Here is a 16,341-nt window from a genome sequence, read left to right on the forward strand (position 1 = left end):
ACCGCGCTTGGTTATGACCGGTTATCACCTGTCGATCCCCGTTTTGGCCGGGCTGATTATTTTGTCCTTTATGACCAGGAAAGCGATACCTGGGAATCAGTTCCTAATACGCAAAATCTCCAAGCCGCGCATGGAGCTGGCATTCAAGCCGGGCAATCGCTGGCTAAAACCGGGGCGAAAATACTCATAACCGGTCATGTCGGACCCAAGGCTTTTAAAGTGCTGCAGGCAGAGCAAATTGCCATGTATTCTTTCGGCGACAACGCCAGTACCGTCGAAGAGGCTCTTGCAGCTTTCAATGACGGCAAACTATCTGCTATTGATGTTCCCGGCGCAATAGGACATGGCAGGTAATATGTTGCAAAAGGCGCTGCCACAATATGCATCTTAAAACGACAGCGCCTTTTGAGGGCATTTTTCTACGCAGCGGCGGCATTTTAAACAATCGCTATGGGTAAACCCCGCTGCGCTTCCTTTTGCATCATAGGGCGATAATTGCATAGGACATGCAGTCGTACATAATTTACAGCTAACGCACGAATTTTCTACCTTTAAAGGCAGAGGCTTGGACTTAGCGCTAAACCAGCTCGCCATCGTACCCATCGGGCAGAAGGAACACCATGCACGCTGATGATATACAACCCCTAGCACAATACCGACGATTGTTGTTATTAAAATAATCCGCACAAACACCGCTCCCATTGCCGAGACATCACCCCATGCGTAGTACATCTGGATGGCAAATACGCCCATGATAAATACAACCATAAATATTCGGAATCCAGTACTGCGGAAAACAGCAGGGATAGATTTCCGAGGAGAAAATTTTGCAATTACGTTATCGTAAAAACTGCCTCGCGGGCAAAAATTGCCGCACCAATATCTCCCTTTGAACGGAGCCAGTATGACCGGCGCAAGCATACATATTATCGCAAGCAGGCCAATCGCGGGATAAACCAGACCTACTACCAAATATACCACTAAAATCCAGAATAGATATTTTTGACTACTATTTCTCATACCTGTTACTCCTTTCCCCAAAATTGAATAAATCATATCAATCTTTGTTTAAATCTCTTGTTACCCCTCCCCTAGGGGGGGTGTATTAAATATACCCTATTATTTAGCTAAAATCAACTCATTAATCCAAACTATAAATGGGAAATTATTGTAACTGCACATGACCGAAGTTACACAAACCCTTCGTATACGCAAGATACTTTTCAGTCATCATCTTTTAAAACGCGACAAAGACGCTATAAAACTCCACCAGAAAAGATGGAATCCTACAGCGTCTTCGTCATCGGTTAATTTATTAATATTGAGAACAACTAACATCTCTATGAGCTTTATCTATCCATTAATACTGCCATTATTTGGATGATAGCCGGACCTAAAAGCACGATAAATATAGTTGGAAAGATAAACAATACCAACGGAAGCATCATTTTAATAGGAGCTTTCATAGCCTTTTCTTCGCACCGCTGCTGGCGCTTTTCCCGCATGCTTGCTGATTGGACCCTCAGCACATTGCCGATTCCTACCCCTAATTGATCGGCTTGGACAAGCGAGGTCGTAAATAGTGACACATCGGGGACATCACACCTTAGTCCCATTGCAGTCAGGGCCTCCCGGCGCGGTATGCCCATCCGGATTTCCTGCAGCAGTCGGGTGAACTCGTCGACAAGCGCCCCTTTCATTTTTTCCGAAAGTTTGGCTAAGGCTCCGTCAAAACTTAGCCCGGCTTCGACACTTACTGTCAATAAGTCAAGCACGTCGGGTAAGTCACGCTGAATACTTAGCTTACGCTGGGCGATATTTCGGCTAAGCAGGACAAAAGGCGCTATTAATCCGATAAGTCCGAAGATTATGGCCAGCGCAAAAGTTTTTCCGGCCGGTGTTTGTAACACCATGGCTAAAGAGCAAACAACGGACGACAGCGCAACAGCTAATATTATGCAAAACAGCAGAAACTCTTCAACGCCTAATCCAGCGAAGCCGCCGGCCATAGCCAGCCTATCGGCCACCACTTTCTTGACTGATGCCGGAGCAAGCCGGTCGACGGCCGAAGCTAAATTACTGGTAAGCGGTGCTAAAATCCTTTCTTTAAAAGGTTTATCCAACTCATGATCAATATCGGTCCGGCTGCCGCCATAGTTCTCCAAGGCCTTAAGGCGCATCTCAACTGGGTCACGTACCGGCAGAAATGCATTCAGTGCTAAATAAGACAAGATGAAAAACATTGTGAACGTTAATAGCGTAATAGCGATAAGCATCACACTCACCCCCAGGCCTGTTCTCACTTAGACCAGAATATCTCATTAGGTACACTGATCCCGTTAGACGCTAACTTTTCCAGAAACTTTGGTCTGATCCCGGTCGGCTTAAACTGACCGATAATTTTATTGTTTTTATCTTTACCCATCTGCTCAAAGATGAATATGTCCTGCAGGGTTATTACATCACCTTCCATACCCTGGACTTCCGTTAAATGGGTAATTCGGCGGCTGCCATCCTGCAGTCGGGACTGCTGTACGATTAGGTCTATTGCTGAGGCAATCTGCTCACGGATAGCCCGTACCGGCAGGTCCATACCGGCCATAAGCACCATTGTTTCCAAACGGCTGAGCATATCACGCGGTGTATTGGCATGGCCAGTTGTTAAGGACCCGTCATGACCGGTATTCATAGCCTGGAGCATATCCAGCGCCTCACCACTCCGCACCTCGCCTACAACAATACGATCCGGCCGCATCCGCAGGCTGTTACGGACTAGATCACGCATGGTTATTGCCCCTTTACCCTCAATATTAGCCGGCCTGGTCTCGAGGGTTACTACGTGATCCTGCCGCAATTGAAGTTCTGCGGCATCCTCGATAGTTACAATACGCTCATCGGACGGGATAAATGAGGATAATATATTAAGTGTAGTTGTTTTACCTGAGCCGGTACCGCCAGAAACAACTATATTAAGCTTGCCTTCAACGCAAGCCTGGAGAAAGTCAGCCATTTCCCGGGTTATTGTCCCAAAATCGATCAATCGCTCAACAGTTAGCGGGTTTTTGGCAAATTTTCGAATAGTAAGCGACGGACCTTTAAGCGCCAGCGGCGGAATTATGGCATTAACTCGCGAACCGTCCGGCAGACGGGCATCTACCATTGGCGAACTCTCATCAATCCGCCGCCCTAACGGAGCAACAATTTTTTCAATAACCTGCATAACATGGGCGTCATCGCGAAATTTAACATCTGTCAGCACCAACTTGCCTTTGCGTTCGACATAGACTTGGGAAGGGCTATTGACCATGACCTCAGAAATGCTGTCGTCTTTAAGCAAGGGATCGATTGGTCCATAGCCTAATACTCCTTCGACCACCTCGGTAATGATTTTTGCCCTGTCAGCTCGCGAGATCGGCATATTTTCAAGATCCATTACGGCGTTGGCAATCTGCGCCACAACTTTTCCGAGGGCGGCTTTATCGACGTCTTTTTCGGTTAACGCCTTATTTTCATCACTGCTCATCTCATCGACTATCTTGCGATGAATACGTGTTTTTAAGTTCTGGTATGGATCGGACCGCGCCGGGGCGGCTGTTTTAACCGCTTCCCGCCCGCTCGGCTTCTCTGCTTGCTTTTGCATTTCCAGACGTTTTAACAGCGACATAACTTCACCTCTAACTAATTAGACGAACGTTGCGAACGCCGTAGTCGGTAGCGCTCCCTTGTTCACCGACGATATACATGCGCATGAACCGCCCGGTGACATAGTTCTTATTACCACTGCCGCCTACGCTTTCCAGAAAAAACGCTCCGAAACCTACTATCTGTACCGGTTCCCGCCCATTAACATCCAAATTATCGATTATTGGAACAATGATGATACGGGGTGAATCATGGGTCACAGTATCAAAGGTTGCGTAAGGATCAAGGCTGATACGGTAACGGACACCATCGCTCGTCGGGCCCGACATATTGCCCGGCTCGGTATCCACCCATTGGCCAACAGCAAGTCTTCCGTCATAACCATAACGGATATTATAATTATAGACATTGGCGCCGGTGCCCCCTAGCCCTAAACCGCCATAGTTGCCGTCACTGCCGGCACCGCTCCCGTAACACCGGTAACGACCTGGTTTGAAGCTTTGGCGGTAGCCGAAACCTCAGATGACATAAAGTTAAATACCTTGGCAAAAATGAGCGGCACCTGGCGCCTTACAGTTACGTTTATTACTGTATTATCGCCATTTACTGCCATCACTATTGTATCGCCGGGTTTGCCGTTTCTTTCGGCATAATTATTAGCTGCTAGCATAGCCTGTTCCTCCCCTTCGGGAAGGTCGCGGGCTCCGGCCAGCGCGGCGGCATCGGCCATATTGGCCAGCTGAGTTTTGTTAAGATATAAATTACCGATGTCAACGGTAATTGCGGCCAATCCCAATAGTGCTGTCACGGCAACCGCTGTAAGCACCGCAACGGAACCTTTTTGCTCACGCAGTAGTTTAAACATAAGTTTCACCTACTCTACCCGCATTACAGTTATCCCTTTAACGCGGTAATCTTCCGAGAAAAATGCGCCTATCAGCGGCGTAACCGGCTTAAACGGATATGTAACAGTGACTGTCACCGGATCACCTTGCGTCCTAGTTGGTGTAGGCGATGGCGTAACGATAAGTTTAGCGCTGTCAAGTCCGGAGACAGCATTCTGGACAGCTGCTTCAATATCGGCATCACTACCGCCCAGTGCCGCAGCTCTGGCCCCCTCACGAGATGCTCCCGCGACAACCATATATTGATGAATTACCATGCTAAACTCCATAATTCCTAAAACCAGCAGCAGCAGTACCGGCACTATTAAAGCAAACTCCACTACGGCCTGCCCGCGATTGTCGCGAATATACTTTTTTATGCCTAGCACTACCATCATCTCCCTTCGGCGAGAAAGATAAGCCCCCTGGCTGGAAGCCGGGGGGATTATTGTGGTTCGTTTATTGAAGTCCTTCTGAAACAGTAGTAAACATCGTATTTAGTTGGTCGCCCATTGCTCCCAGTACACCTACAACTGCAACTGCAACGAGCGCTAAGATTAAACCGTATTCGACCATCCCTTGGCCCTTCTCATTACGAACTGAGGCTTTGATATTCTGCCACCATAGCATCATGTTAACAAGCTTTTTCATTAATAAAACCTCCCTGTATTGTTAATAGCTTTAGGCTCCGGTCTTGGAAATTGTTTCTGTCTTAATTTTACCAAAACCTTGTCCGTTTGCCATCGACCCTTGGTCTTATCTCAGTAGGTGCCAAGTCTCAACCAGTTATTGGGTAAGTGGTCATAACAATACGAGGATTTAGTCCTAGCGGAGGGGGACTTTAATTCTTACTCTAGTGCCCTTGCCTTTTCTAGATTTAATTTTTATTTCACCATGTAAGAGATTCATTCGTTCACGCATGCCTAATATGCCAAAACTTTCGGTACCAACACTATCAGCAGAATCAAAACCTCGGCCATTATCTTCAACGGCAGCTAAAATAAAGCTTGGTGTAAATTCAATTATCACCCGGACTGTATTAGCGGCAGCATGTTTTTCGACATTTTTGAGAGCCTCTTGAATGATGCGAAACAAACCAATTTCCAAATAAGAATCTAACCGTTTCTCTTCACCATGTACTTTTATATCAGCACTCAAACCGGTCCGGTCTTTCATTGTATCCAAGAAGCGTTTAACGGTCGGAACCAGCCCCAAATCATCAAGTGTCATCGGCCGCAGATCGAAAATGATTTTCCGTGTTTCTTTCAAACAGCCCCTCACCTGTTCTCGTAGGTCTCGTAACTCATTTTTACAACGTTCGATATCAATATCAACCAGGCGCTCGCATACCTCAGCCCGAAATACGACATTGGCCATCGCCTGGGCCGGACCGTCGTGAATTTCCCTAGCTACGCGGCGCCGCTCCTCTTCCTGAGCTTTAATAATCTTTACCCCGAACAATTGGCTTTGCTGCAGTGATTCAATTTTAGTAACAACGCCGCCCATTTCACTGCCTAAATAGCCCAAGACAACTCCAATCTGCGATACCAGGTTTTCAGCCTTTTCAACAGTATCTTTAAGCGACTTAAGGCGAATTTCAAGTTCATCACGCTGACGCCGCAGCTGTTGTTCCTGCTCACGGGCAACAGCCAGCTCAACTTGCAGGTTTTTGGCCTCATTATAAGCTGCCTCAATGTCCTCTTCTTTATATGCTTTAAAATTACGGCTGACCTCCATCAGACGCAGTTGAGCCCGCCGCTCGCGTTTTTCCAGTTCATCAACCGCAAAGATTGTATCAGCCGTTTTCTGTTTTACACGCTCAACATCTTTCTTTACATTTTCCATTTCATTACGAGCAGACTCATAAATATCGAAAATTTGACTCTTGCTCTTTTCGATGGCTACGAGCGTGTCTTTTACTATTTTATCAAGCATTTTTACATCAACCGTATTTGATTCCATATTTACCTTCACCTTATCAAGAATCTTGACATTTATTCGCCAGCGGTTTAGTTGTTTCTTGGCATATTATAACCAAACAGAGACTGACACACACTCCAAGAAACCAAGGCAGAATGCATCAATCTCGCTTATCAAACCTCAATGTTTATTATCCTTCTAATCATTATAATCCCAAGCAATTGGCTGACAACACCGGCAATCAGCATCATTCGGCCGATCGGGTGCGTAAATAGCACTTTAATATATTCAGGATTCATCATATATATAAGTATCCCGACAGCTATGGGAAGCAAACCGACAATTATTCCTGAAATACGGCCTTGAGCAGTAAGGGTTCTAATCTTGCCCTTCATTTTAACTCTTGCTCTGATTGTAGCAGCAATATTATCCAGAATTTCGGCCAGATTACCGCCAACCTGCCGCTGAATAATTACGGCTGTGATAACTAAGTCCAGATCATTGCTATCAATTCGTTTGGCAAGATTATTCATAGCGTCTTCGGTTGAAACCCCTAGACTCATTTCTTTGAGGGCTCTTTCAAACTCTTCCGAAATCGGCTTAGGCATTTCCTTCGATACCATTTCGATTGCCTGCATAAAACTGTAGCCGGTCCTAAGCGAATTTGCAATTAAAACCAGTGAATCGCCAAGCTGATTGTTAAAAGCCGCCGTCCGTCGGTCAATCTTAACCCGGAGAAAGATGAGCGGAATAACGAAACCTAATGCTAAACCTAGTGCCGCAACCACCAGCTTGCCGGTAAAAAGCATGAGAATTAACGCCGCTAATACAGCTGCGCCACTGCACACTACAAGAAATTCGGAACCACGTATCGGCAGCCCGGCCTGCATAAGTTGATGTTCCAACCAGGGTGTTATTCGGGGTGACTCAATATACTTGCTGATGCCCCGAATAACCAGTCGAATCCCCCCGTGTTTTGCACCGTCAGCTTGCTCAACACGCTGATCGGGCACGGCTGGTTTTCGTATATACGTATCCAGCCGCTTGCTCACCATTCTTTTTTCAGTTGTCAGCACCTTGTAGGCTGTTAATATTATTACGTTGGTTGCAAGAAATACCAATACTGAAATTAACAGCACCATAATCTCGCCTCCGTTAACCAAACAGGCGTTTTAATTTCTCGACAACGCCTTTAGGCTGCTGCTTAACTTTCCACTCACCTGAAGCCAATGTCTTAGCTAAGTTAAATACCGACTGGGATACTTGGGCATCAGGATCGGAAGCCACGAAAGGTATTCCGCGGTTGACCGAACCGACGACTACTCTACCGTCACTCGGCAGAGTAGCGATAAAGGTGCAGCGCAGACTTTCTTCAGCTTCGTGCGGCTCCATGCCGCCTTCTGAATTGGCCCTGTTTAAAACGACCTTTACTTTGTCGGGGAGATAGTTCAGGGACTCCATTATTTCCAAGCACAATTTAACATTCTTGATTGTCGGCAGATCCATTGAGGAAACTACCATTATCTGATCTGATACATCTAGGATGGATAATATCGTGTCATTAAACATTGGCGCAGTATCAACTATCACGTAATCAAACATGGTCTGCATAGTTTCCAGGATGGCGGACAGGTGACTGCCGGTAATAGTTTCGGCTTGCTCAGGCCGAAACGGCGCCGGAAGCACTTTGACATTCTCATTATAAGCGGTGAGGTAACTGTTAATCAGAGTTGGGTCAAGATTGTCAATATCCCGCACCAAGTCAGCAATCGTTGCTTGCGGCAGCAAATTTAAAAATAGCGACACATCGCCAAACTGAAGGTCGGCGTCAACAATCCCAACCTTGGCACCCGTCCTATCAGCTAGCGCGACGGCCAGATTGGTGGCAATAGTTGTTTTGCCAATGCCCCCTTTAGTACTGAAGATCGTAATAATCTTACCTTTAGCCGGTGGCTTTGCCATGGCTACCACGTTGCGGCGTTTCTGCTCGTTTGCATAAACTTGTTTAACAGCCTGTAGCAGCTCATCGCCGGTGAAGGGCTTGACTAAATAATTTTTTGCCCCGGCTAGCATGGCGCGGCGCAGATACTCCTGCTCGCCCTGAACACTCATGATAATTATAGCTGTCCCTGGCAGTTCAGTAGATATCACCTCAGTTGCCGTAATTCCATCCATGCCGGGCATGTTTATATCCATAAGGATAATATCAGGATTGGTGCTTTTAGCCTTTTCAATAGCCTCGTCTGCCGTAGCAGCCTCAGCAACTGATGTTATTTCGGGATGGAACTCCATCAGCTTGCCAATATTTATCCGGGTCGCCTCAATATCGTCAGCGATTAGTACCTTTATCTTCTCGGCCATCATTTGTCCCTCCCCATGGATCCTCTTGGATAAAATCTTGCATTTCTTGCGTAGCCTGCGGTATATAGTCAGCCGGGTCAACAATAGAAGGTGTAATTAAGATAATTAGCTCAGTCTCGTTCTTGTTAAAAGCAGTGCTTTTGAACAAATTTCCAATAACCGGTAAATCACCAAGTAACGGAACTTTAGTAATATCCCGTGTTGCTTGGCTGGAAATCAAGCCACCAATAGCCATTGTCTGTCCTGAAGATAAGGCAATTGAAGTCTCGGCCTGACTTGATTTGATCGGCGGAATCTTCATATTGTTACCCAACTCAATGCTTTTCCCCGAATCCCAATCTAATGAACTTACTTCAGCTTTAATTTTGCTATTAATTAAACCCTCGGCGTTAACCATCGGCGCAACTTCCAGTTTAATACCATAATCCTTCCATTCTATGGCAATCTGTCCGTTTTGGACACTTACGGGAACAGGAATCTGGCCTCCTACTAAAATATCGGCTTTATCACCGCTAAGTGTTATGACATTCGGCTGTGACAGGATTTTTGCCGCCCCGTTCTTAATGAGCGCTTTAAGCTCGGCGTTAATTTCGGAATAGGTTCCCAAACTTCCAAATGCCTTAGAGGCTGTTTTGTTGATAGCGCTTTGGCCAAAACTAAACATTCCCGGAGCATCAGCTGCAGACCAATTAATACCTAATTTTTTCTCTTTAGCGCGATCTATTTCAACTATCTTGGCCTCAATTTTCACCTGTACCGGCTTAGTAAGCTCCAGTAAATTGACGACCTTATTGCCATAGGCACCGGCAACAGCCTCTGCCCGGCCTTTTTGATATTGATCGCTTACTTTACCCTCAAGAATTATCGTTTTACCGACTTTACTGACCCGAATATTCTCATAGCCTAAAATAGCTCTGATTTCATTGGCAATTGGCGCATCATCGGCCGCAACTTCTACCAGATAACTGGACCGGCCGGCATACGACCACACATGAAAGGTCGTGGCGCCAGGCGCTTTTCCGAGCAGCAAAACTTCCGAGCCGGAAACCACCAAGACGTCAGCGATATCAGGATTTGCAATTGCAACCCGTTGAACGCCAGAAAAGTGCAGTACCCGTGACTGATTGACGGCGACTGACAGACTTTCAGCAGCCAAAGCTGACGGACTAACGATTATGATAAACGCAGCAAGTATAACGGCCGTGAAGAAAGCGCGTATATAATACATAAATAGCTACCTTCTTTCATTATTTTCGAGAGCTTTAATTTAGCGGTATTGTCTCAATCTCGGTGCCCCGAATCACGCTAACTCCTGGGCCGCCAGACGAGGGAACCGCATTAGCAGTCTCACTTGTTATATAGACCGGCTGTGGTGTGGATGGAACCTGTATCCCTACCAAATCTTTCGGCGTTACCACATTAGTTATTTCGATTCCGTTCAGCGGCAAGTACGGGCGCAGAGCTAAATTAATCTTGCCTTTTTCGTGGACCAGTGTTAATTTGGCAGCTTCATCGGGCGTAACGGCTAAAGTAATGGTCGAGGTTTTAATGGTCTCCTTAGCTCCTTGTTTATTCCCTTCTGCCGTAATACCGTCCTCAGCATCACGGTTAGCAGCCAGTACCAAGACATTTTGCAGAATAAGATGACTGACATCATCACCTACGGTAGACTGATCAAAGGTCGCAATGACGTCAACATAGTCGCCCGGCTTTATAAATCCGGCAACGCCGCTGACCTCATTTACCATTACTGTCAGAGCCCGTTTATCGCGGGGAATAATACCGGTAAATCCAGCTGCTTTATTTTCTCTCATTAATCGCTGTTCTGTAACCTGCTCGCCTGGCACAATATGCTCCCGGACAATTGTCCCAACTATACTGTTTAAATCCATTACCGCTCCCGGCTGCACATACTCAGACGGAACCTTGGTCTCTTCGACCATACCCGGCGTTATCTTAGTCTTGGGCGGCATATCAGCTTTAGCTACAATGACAGGCACGCTGTCCTTAGCGTCAGTACGGCCGCTAGCTTTTTGCAGGTAGTTATATACTAGCAGTGAAATCATAACACTTAAAATCAGCGCAATTGCCAGCAATCCTTTGTTTGAAAATTTTTGCAATTATTCTCACTCCCCCCGCCTTCCTTATCTATATTTACATTGTACTAATTAGACAGGGTGTTTTCATCTGACCTTCTTCCTTAAATGACAGCCTTGTGCGGTCTGGTTTTTCTGGGACCACCGCCCCACTAAAGTGGGGCCTGCTTCGGATTGTTGTTAGCCCGGACATTATTGCAATATCCGACTAGATTCGCCGCAGTGCAATATATTACCTGCAAGTAAAAGGAGACACCGAAGTGTCTCCTTGAATTAACCTGCTAATATTATATTGTTTGTAAGCTCCAGTTCAATGTCTTCCCATATTAAAATCGGCGTTTTAGCAAAACCGTTGAAAACGGTAGCCGAAGCTGAAGTATATGAACCGCAGTTGGGAACCAAGAGCACATCATCCATTTCCAGCGGTACTGTCAGCTTGTCGCGGAAGAGAATATCAAGCGAATCACAGCTTGGCCCGGCAAAAGTTGCCGGAATCTTAGGACCAGTCTTAAAAGTCTCTAGCTCGAAATCCCAGTGGTCGAAGATTATACCTGAAAAAGTTCCGTATAAACCATCATCAAGGAAATACCAAACTTTATTATTGCGCTCCTGCACACCAATAACTCTAGTAATCAGGTTCATCGCGGTGCCGCAGATAAACCGGCCCGGCTCACACCACACTTCGATGTCAGGGAAATACTTTCTTACTGCCGCGCCGATTGTTTCAATCATGCCGGAAATGTCAATATCTTCATTGAGGGCGGGAATCGGAAATCCGCCGCCGATATCGAGAATTCTTAGATCAAGACCTTGTTGTTTAGCCTCATCAAACAGCCTGCGGCTGATTTGCAAAGCTTGGATATAAGCGTCGGCATTAGGCGACTGACTGCCAACATGGAAACAAATCCCTGCGGCATCAAGCCCCTGGGCCTTAGCCATTTCTAAAAGGCGCAGCGCATCTTCCGGACGGGCGCCGAACTTTTTATTGAGGTCAACATGAGCATCGGGATTGTCCACTCTGATGCGCAGCAGAGAAGTACCGCCTGGCACTAACTTCGCCATCTTGGCAATCTCGCTCTCACTGTCAAAGGTGAATTTATTTACACCGGTGCTTTTAGCGGCTTTAAGGCCTCCTGGAGTTTTTACAGGATTGGCATAAACCATACGGTCAGCGTCTACTCCCTGCGCGGAAAGCGCCAAAATTTCGCCGTCCGAAGCGACGTCGAAACAAGAACCGAGTTCATTCAGCTTTGCGATAATCCGCTCGTTTGGATTAGCCTTGACCGCATAATATATCTTAACGCCAGGCAGTCGCTTGGCGAGAAATTTATAATTGCGTTCGATTTGTTTCTCGGAAATAACCAGCAGCGGTGTACCATAGTTTTCGGCCAGATAATCTACCGCCGGTTTTGTCAGTTTGAAGAACTTTTCCATTTATCATCCCCCCGTCTAAATTATGACTTGTAAAAGGCATGATTAGATTTTAACACAACTGGCCGAAAGTGCAATGTTTGAAAAAAATATTTTTTTGGTCCTTTATGACAGCTTTTTTTGGAACTTAAGCACACTGGCCGTCAGCACAGCAATTATATAGGCCGAGAGGGCCACTACCGGCGCTAGCAGATAGTTGAGGCCAATGCCTTTTAGGATAATACCGCGGGCAATTTCCAGAAAATAAGTCAGCGGCAGTACATAGCCAATGTAATAGAAAAAGGTTGGCATAGCTTCGCGCGGAAACATAAAGCCTGACAACAGTACGCTTGGCAAAAAGATAAAGAACGACATCTGCATGGCCTGCATCTGGGTCTTGGCAATATTTGAAATGAGGATTCCGAGTCCCAGTGATGCGACAATAAATAATGTAGTCAAGCCGTATAGCAGCGCCAGACTGCCGCGGACGGGCAGGTCAAACACGATGACACCTACCATCATCGCTAAGGTAGCCTGAACATAGCCGACAAAAACATACGGGATGAGTTTTCCCAGCATAAGTTCATAAGAACGCATCGGCGTTACGATTAGTTGCTCTAAAGTGCCGCGTTCCCGTTCGCGGACAATGGCCATTGAGGTAATCATAACCATGGTCATTGTTAAAATAACTCCCATAATGCCGGGCACCATATAATACGCCGAAATAAAGTCGGGGTTATACCAGGGCCGGATTCTGATATCATAGGGCATTTCAGCAGCATGACTGCCGGCCACCCCGCCTTGAAGGCGGTTTATAACAATTTCCTGGGATTCTTTTAAACCTATTATTTGAGCCGTACTTATTGCCGACGCAGCCGACATCGAGTCAGAGGCATCAACAATGACTTGAATCGCCGCTGACCGGCCGTGTTTCAAGTTTTGCGTAAAATCAGGCGGAATGATAATTCCGACCTTAGCTTTGCCGCTGTCAATAAGCTCGGTAACGGTCTGATAATTAGCCGCAACATACTTTATATCGTAATACTCGGTCGCCGACAGCGCTGACACGAAGTCCCGCCCATCTTGCTGCAGCGATTGATCGTAGACAACGGTCGGCAGATGTTTAACATCGGTATTGATGGCATAACCAAATAATAAGAGCTGAATAATCGGCATTACGACCATCATGGCAAAGGTAAGCCTGTCACGGCGCATCTGGATAAATTCTTTAATTAATAAAGCTTTAAGCCGCCTCATTTTATCAACTCCCCGCGGCTTTTTTTGACGTAATTCACAAAGACATCTTCCAAGGACGGTGAAATCACCTGCGGCGAATAGTCTGTATAATAGCCTTGGTCGTTTTCTTGTACCAGTACTCTAAGGCTTGAACCGTATACATAGGCGTCCAAAAACGGGGCCTGCTCGGCGGTAATTCTAGCCAGCAGGGCCATTGGGTCATCGGCTCTTAATGAAAGCAGTTTGCCTGGTACACGCGCTTTAAGGGCTTGTGGGGTATCTGAGGCGATTAGTTTTCCTTCAAAGATAAATCCGATTTCATCGCAATGCTCAGCCTCGTCCATAAAATGCGTCGTTACCATAACGGTTGTGCCGCCGGCGGCTAAATCATAAATAATATCCCAAAACATGCGCCGTGACTTGGGGTCAACACCGCCCGTCGGTTCATCCAGAAAAACAATCGCCGGTTTATGCAAAATTGAGCAGCCAAGTGCCAGCCGCTGTTTCCAACCTCCCGATAGATTTACAGTCATTTCATGCTCACGTCCTGCCAGGTTAGCCATACCAATCATTTCTTTGATTCGCTGCTTGGCCTCGGCTCCGGCCAAACTGTAAATACCGGCATAGAAACGAAGGTTTTCAAGTACCGTCAAATCATCATACAAACTAAACTTCTGGGACATATACCCGATTTTGGTCTTTATCAGCTCGCTGTCGCGGGCAATGTCTAGTCCAAGCACCTCACCGTTGCCCGAGGTTGGGGATAATATTCCGCACAGCATTCTAATAGTCGTAGATTTGCCTGATCCGTTAGGACCGAGAAAGCCATATATTGATCCTTTTTTGACGGCCAAATCGACTTGGTCGACAGCGATAAACTCTCCAAACTTTTTTGTCAGTTGGGTTGTCTTTACGGCATACATTTTAGACCTCCTCACCGGCTAGCGCGACAAAAACATCTTCAAGACTCGGGCTGATAGGCTTGAGCGTTGCGTCAGTTATTCCCGCCTGGCCAAGTGCAGCCTTAATTTCACGCAACGCCTTGTTAGCATCGCTTACAACCAGATGATAACTATCCCCGAACGAACTGATATCCATAATAGCGCAGTCTTTTAGTATCGGTTTTAGTCTTTTGACAGATGTTTTAAGCTCGATCAATTTGTGCGGATAAGCCGCGCAGAGCGCTTTTGGCGTGTCACAGGCAATAACCCGGCCGTCGTGCATAAACGCAATCCGACTGCACAGCTCGGCCTCATCCATATAGGGCGTTGACACAACGATTGTCATCCCCTCTTTATTAAGACCGTACAGCATTTGCCAAAACTCCCGCCTTGATACGGGATCTACACCGGTCGTCGGCTCATCGAGAAATAGTATCTTTGGCTTGTGGACAAGCCCGGCGGCCAACGCCAACTTTTGTTTCATACCGCCTGACAGATTATCAGCAAGCCGATCCTTAAAAGGCTTGAGCTTAGTCAAAGTCAAAATTTCTTCGGCAATTTTATCAATGTCGGCTTTATCTGCCCCGTACAAGGCCCCCAAGAGACTGATGTTCTCCATAACCGTCAATTCACCGTACAAACTGAATTTCTGCGGGACATAGCCGATATTGCCCTTAATCTTTTCCAGTACATGCTCACCCAACACACTGACAGCACCACTGTCAGGCGTCAGTATCCCGATAATCATCCTGATTATTGTAGTTTTACCTGCACCGTCAGGACCAACGAGGCCAAAGATTTCGCCGGTTTTTACCCCCAGCGACAAGCTATCGACAGCCGTTATCCTGCCGAATCTTTTTGATACATTATCGAGGCTGATCATTTAATTACCACATCGGCCGGCATGCCAGGCTTCAAGATCATTTCATCATTAGCAACCTTTACTTTTACTGCAAAAACTAAGTTAGCCCGCTCGTGCTGGGTTATGCTTTGCCGAGGCGTAAATTCAGCGTTTTGGCTGATTTCTTTTATCTGTCCCTTAAATACTCGGTCCGGGAAGGAGTCTACTTTGACATCAACTTGCTGGCCGACTTTAATTAACCCAAGCTGAGTTGATGAAACATAGATCTTTACCCAGCAATCCTTCATATCACCGATTGTCGCCACTGCCGTACCGGCGTTAACGAATTCCCCAGGTTCATAATTTTTAGTCAGTACCAGTCCATCCAACGGACTGGTCAGAATGGTATCATCCAGCGCCGTTTTCGCTAGCTCAACAACGGCCTTGGAGCGCTCGACTTCAAGCCGCTGGGCTTCAATAGCATCCTGCCGGCTGCCTTCTTCAACCAAGCTGGCACGGGCTGTCGCTGATGCAAGATTATTGGCGGCTACCTCATAAGCAGAACGGGCAGCATCGAGCTGTTGGGCAGAAATGGCGCCCTGTTGATGAAGGGTCCGATAACGATCAAAATCAGCTTTAGCTTTTTCATAAACAGCCGAAGCGCCTGCAGCGCTGCCCCGCGCCTCAACTATCTCCTGATTCCGCGCGCCTTTCTCTAAGTCGCGCAGCTGGGCAACAGCTTTTGCTAGCGCCGCCTCATCCCTTAACTTCTGGGCCTCTAAATCGGGACGGCTAATCGTAGCAACGACCTGACCGCGTTTTACACTATCACCCTCAACAATTTTTAGCTCTTTAAGATAGCCGCTAGTCTTGGGGGTGATATCAGCGCGCGTCACCTCGATGGTGCCCGTTGCCGTTATGCCGTCCGTCTTATTGAAATATAGCTTATATACCGTAACTGAGCCCGCTAATAATAAAATAATAATAGCCGCAATGATTCTTCTAGGCAT

Annotated in this window: 18 protein-coding genes; 1 reads left to right on the forward strand and 17 read right to left on the reverse strand. The window is 46.6% G+C overall.

Features of this window, described 5'->3' with window-relative positions; translation table 11 throughout:
- Positions 1–354 (forward strand): dinitrogenase iron-molybdenum cofactor biosynthesis protein (locus GX348_07295; protein ID NLP41988.1); only part of this gene is annotated, 354 nt, incomplete at its 5' end.
- 33 nt (positions 355–387) lie between these two features.
- On the opposite strand, the gene GX348_07300 is transcribed toward GX348_07295, so the two are convergent.
- From GX348_07300 to GX348_07380, 17 genes are all read right to left on the reverse strand, one after another.
- On the reverse strand, positions 388–1,020 hold the full coding sequence (locus GX348_07300) for a 4Fe-4S binding protein (GenBank protein ID NLP41989.1): 633 nt from the start codon (positions 1,018–1,020) through the stop codon (positions 388–390).
- A gap of 329 nt (positions 1,021–1,349) precedes the next feature.
- The gene (locus tag GX348_07305; protein ID NLP41990.1) at positions 1,350–2,276 is read right to left on the reverse strand and encodes a type II secretion system F family protein; all 927 of its coding nucleotides are present in this window, start codon (positions 2,274–2,276) and stop codon (positions 1,350–1,352) included.
- A gap of 23 nt (positions 2,277–2,299) precedes the next feature.
- Positions 2,300–3,664, reverse strand: a complete 1,365-nt coding sequence (locus GX348_07310; GenBank protein NLP41991.1) for a CpaF family protein — start codon at positions 3,662–3,664, stop codon at positions 2,300–2,302.
- Between the two features lie 10 nt (positions 3,665–3,674).
- Positions 3,675–3,992, reverse strand: a complete 318-nt coding sequence (locus GX348_07315; GenBank protein ID NLP41992.1) for a hypothetical protein — start codon at positions 3,990–3,992, stop codon at positions 3,675–3,677.
- Positions 3,993–4,072: 80 nt separating this feature from the next.
- Positions 4,073–4,507, reverse strand: coding sequence for a hypothetical protein (locus tag GX348_07320; protein ID NLP41993.1), 435 nt, complete (start codon positions 4,505–4,507; stop codon positions 4,073–4,075).
- 9 nt (positions 4,508–4,516) lie between these two features.
- On the reverse strand, positions 4,517–4,921 hold the full coding sequence (locus GX348_07325; GenBank protein ID NLP41994.1) for a pilus assembly protein: 405 nt from the start codon (positions 4,919–4,921) through the stop codon (positions 4,517–4,519).
- A 64-nt stretch (positions 4,922–4,985) separates the two neighbouring features.
- The gene (locus tag GX348_07330; protein ID NLP41995.1) at positions 4,986–5,159 is read right to left on the reverse strand and encodes a Flp family type IVb pilin; all 174 of its coding nucleotides are present in this window, start codon (positions 5,157–5,159) and stop codon (positions 4,986–4,988) included.
- 192 nt (positions 5,160–5,351) lie between these two features.
- Positions 5,352–6,488, reverse strand: a complete 1,137-nt coding sequence (locus GX348_07335) for a histidine kinase (protein ID NLP41996.1) — start codon at positions 6,486–6,488, stop codon at positions 5,352–5,354.
- Positions 6,489–6,619: 131 nt separating this feature from the next.
- Positions 6,620–7,588, reverse strand: coding sequence for a type II secretion system F family protein (locus tag GX348_07340; GenBank protein ID NLP41997.1), 969 nt, complete (start codon positions 7,586–7,588; stop codon positions 6,620–6,622).
- 13 nt (positions 7,589–7,601) lie between these two features.
- Positions 7,602–8,807 (reverse strand): MinD/ParA family protein, encoded by a 1,206-nt coding sequence (locus tag GX348_07345; GenBank protein ID NLP41998.1) that lies wholly within the window; start codon positions 8,805–8,807, stop codon positions 7,602–7,604.
- Entirely contained in the window at positions 8,776–10,035 is a 1,260-nt protein-coding gene (locus tag GX348_07350) for a BON domain-containing protein (GenBank protein ID NLP41999.1), read from the reverse strand. The genes GX348_07345 and GX348_07350 overlap by 32 nt, the downstream gene beginning before the upstream one ends.
- A 34-nt stretch (positions 10,036–10,069) precedes the next feature.
- Positions 10,070–10,927 carry a Flp pilus assembly protein CpaB gene (gene cpaB / locus GX348_07355; GenBank protein NLP42000.1) on the reverse strand — a complete coding sequence of 286 codons (858 nt, stop codon included), beginning with the start codon at positions 10,925–10,927 and terminating at the stop codon, positions 10,070–10,072.
- 249 nt (positions 10,928–11,176) lie between these two features.
- Positions 11,177–12,337, reverse strand: coding sequence for a type III PLP-dependent enzyme (locus GX348_07360; GenBank protein NLP42001.1), 1,161 nt, complete (start codon positions 12,335–12,337; stop codon positions 11,177–11,179).
- Positions 12,338–12,439: 102 nt separating this feature from the next.
- Positions 12,440–13,570, reverse strand: coding sequence for an ABC transporter permease (locus GX348_07365; GenBank protein ID NLP42002.1), 1,131 nt, complete (start codon positions 13,568–13,570; stop codon positions 12,440–12,442).
- On the reverse strand, positions 13,567–14,472 hold the full coding sequence (locus GX348_07370; GenBank protein NLP42003.1) for an ABC transporter ATP-binding protein: 906 nt from the start codon (positions 14,470–14,472) through the stop codon (positions 13,567–13,569). Before GX348_07370 ends, GX348_07365 begins: the two co-directional genes overlap by 4 nt.
- A 1-nt stretch (position 14,473) precedes the next feature.
- Positions 14,474–15,373, reverse strand: coding sequence for an ABC transporter ATP-binding protein (locus GX348_07375; protein NLP42004.1), 900 nt, complete (start codon positions 15,371–15,373; stop codon positions 14,474–14,476).
- Positions 15,370–16,341, reverse strand: coding sequence for an HlyD family efflux transporter periplasmic adaptor subunit (locus GX348_07380; protein ID NLP42005.1), 972 nt, complete (start codon positions 16,339–16,341; stop codon positions 15,370–15,372). Before GX348_07380 ends, GX348_07375 begins: the two co-directional genes overlap by 4 nt.

Source organism: Veillonellaceae bacterium, assembly GCA_012523975.1.
GTDB lineage: Bacteria > Bacillota > Negativicutes > JAAYSF01 > JAAYSF01 > JAAYSF01.

Bases quoted from the DNA above. Each gene is read 5' to 3' on its own strand.
- GX348_07300 (NLP41989.1), bottom strand. From the start codon at position 1,020: ATGAGAAATAGTAGTCAAAAATATCTATTCTGGATTTTAGTGGTATAT.
- GX348_07305 (NLP41990.1), bottom strand. From the start codon at position 2,276: ATGCTTATCGCTATTACGCTATTAACGTTCACAATGTTTTTCATCTTG.
- GX348_07310 (NLP41991.1), bottom strand. From the start codon at position 3,664: ATGTCGCTGTTAAAACGTCTGGAAATGCAAAAGCAAGCAGAGAAGCCG.
- GX348_07320 (NLP41993.1), bottom strand. From the start codon at position 4,507: ATGTTTAAACTACTGCGTGAGCAAAAAGGTTCCGTTGCGGTGCTTACA.
- GX348_07325 (NLP41994.1), bottom strand. From the start codon at position 4,921: ATGGTAGTGCTAGGCATAAAAAAGTATATTCGCGACAATCGCGGGCAG.
- GX348_07330 (NLP41995.1), bottom strand. From the start codon at position 5,159: ATGATGCTATGGTGGCAGAATATCAAAGCCTCAGTTCGTAATGAGAAG.
- GX348_07335 (NLP41996.1), bottom strand. From the start codon at position 6,488: ATGGAATCAAATACGGTTGATGTAAAAATGCTTGATAAAATAGTAAAA.
- GX348_07340 (NLP41997.1), bottom strand. From the start codon at position 7,588: ATGGTGCTGTTAATTTCAGTATTGGTATTTCTTGCAACCAACGTAATA.
- GX348_07345 (NLP41998.1), bottom strand. From the start codon at position 8,807: ATGGCCGAGAAGATAAAGGTACTAATCGCTGACGATATTGAGGCGACC.
- GX348_07350 (NLP41999.1), bottom strand. From the start codon at position 10,035: ATGTATTATATACGCGCTTTCTTCACGGCCGTTATACTTGCTGCGTTT.
- GX348_07360 (NLP42001.1), bottom strand. From the start codon at position 12,337: ATGGAAAAGTTCTTCAAACTGACAAAACCGGCGGTAGATTATCTGGCC.
- GX348_07365 (NLP42002.1), bottom strand. From the start codon at position 13,570: ATGAGGCGGCTTAAAGCTTTATTAATTAAAGAATTTATCCAGATGCGC.
- GX348_07370 (NLP42003.1), bottom strand. From the start codon at position 14,472: ATGTATGCCGTAAAGACAACCCAACTGACAAAAAAGTTTGGAGAGTTT.
- GX348_07375 (NLP42004.1), bottom strand. From the start codon at position 15,373: ATGATCAGCCTCGATAATGTATCAAAAAGATTCGGCAGGATAACGGCT.
- GX348_07380 (NLP42005.1), bottom strand. From the start codon at position 16,341: ATGCCTAGAAGAATCATTGCGGCTATTATTATTTTATTATTAGCGGGC.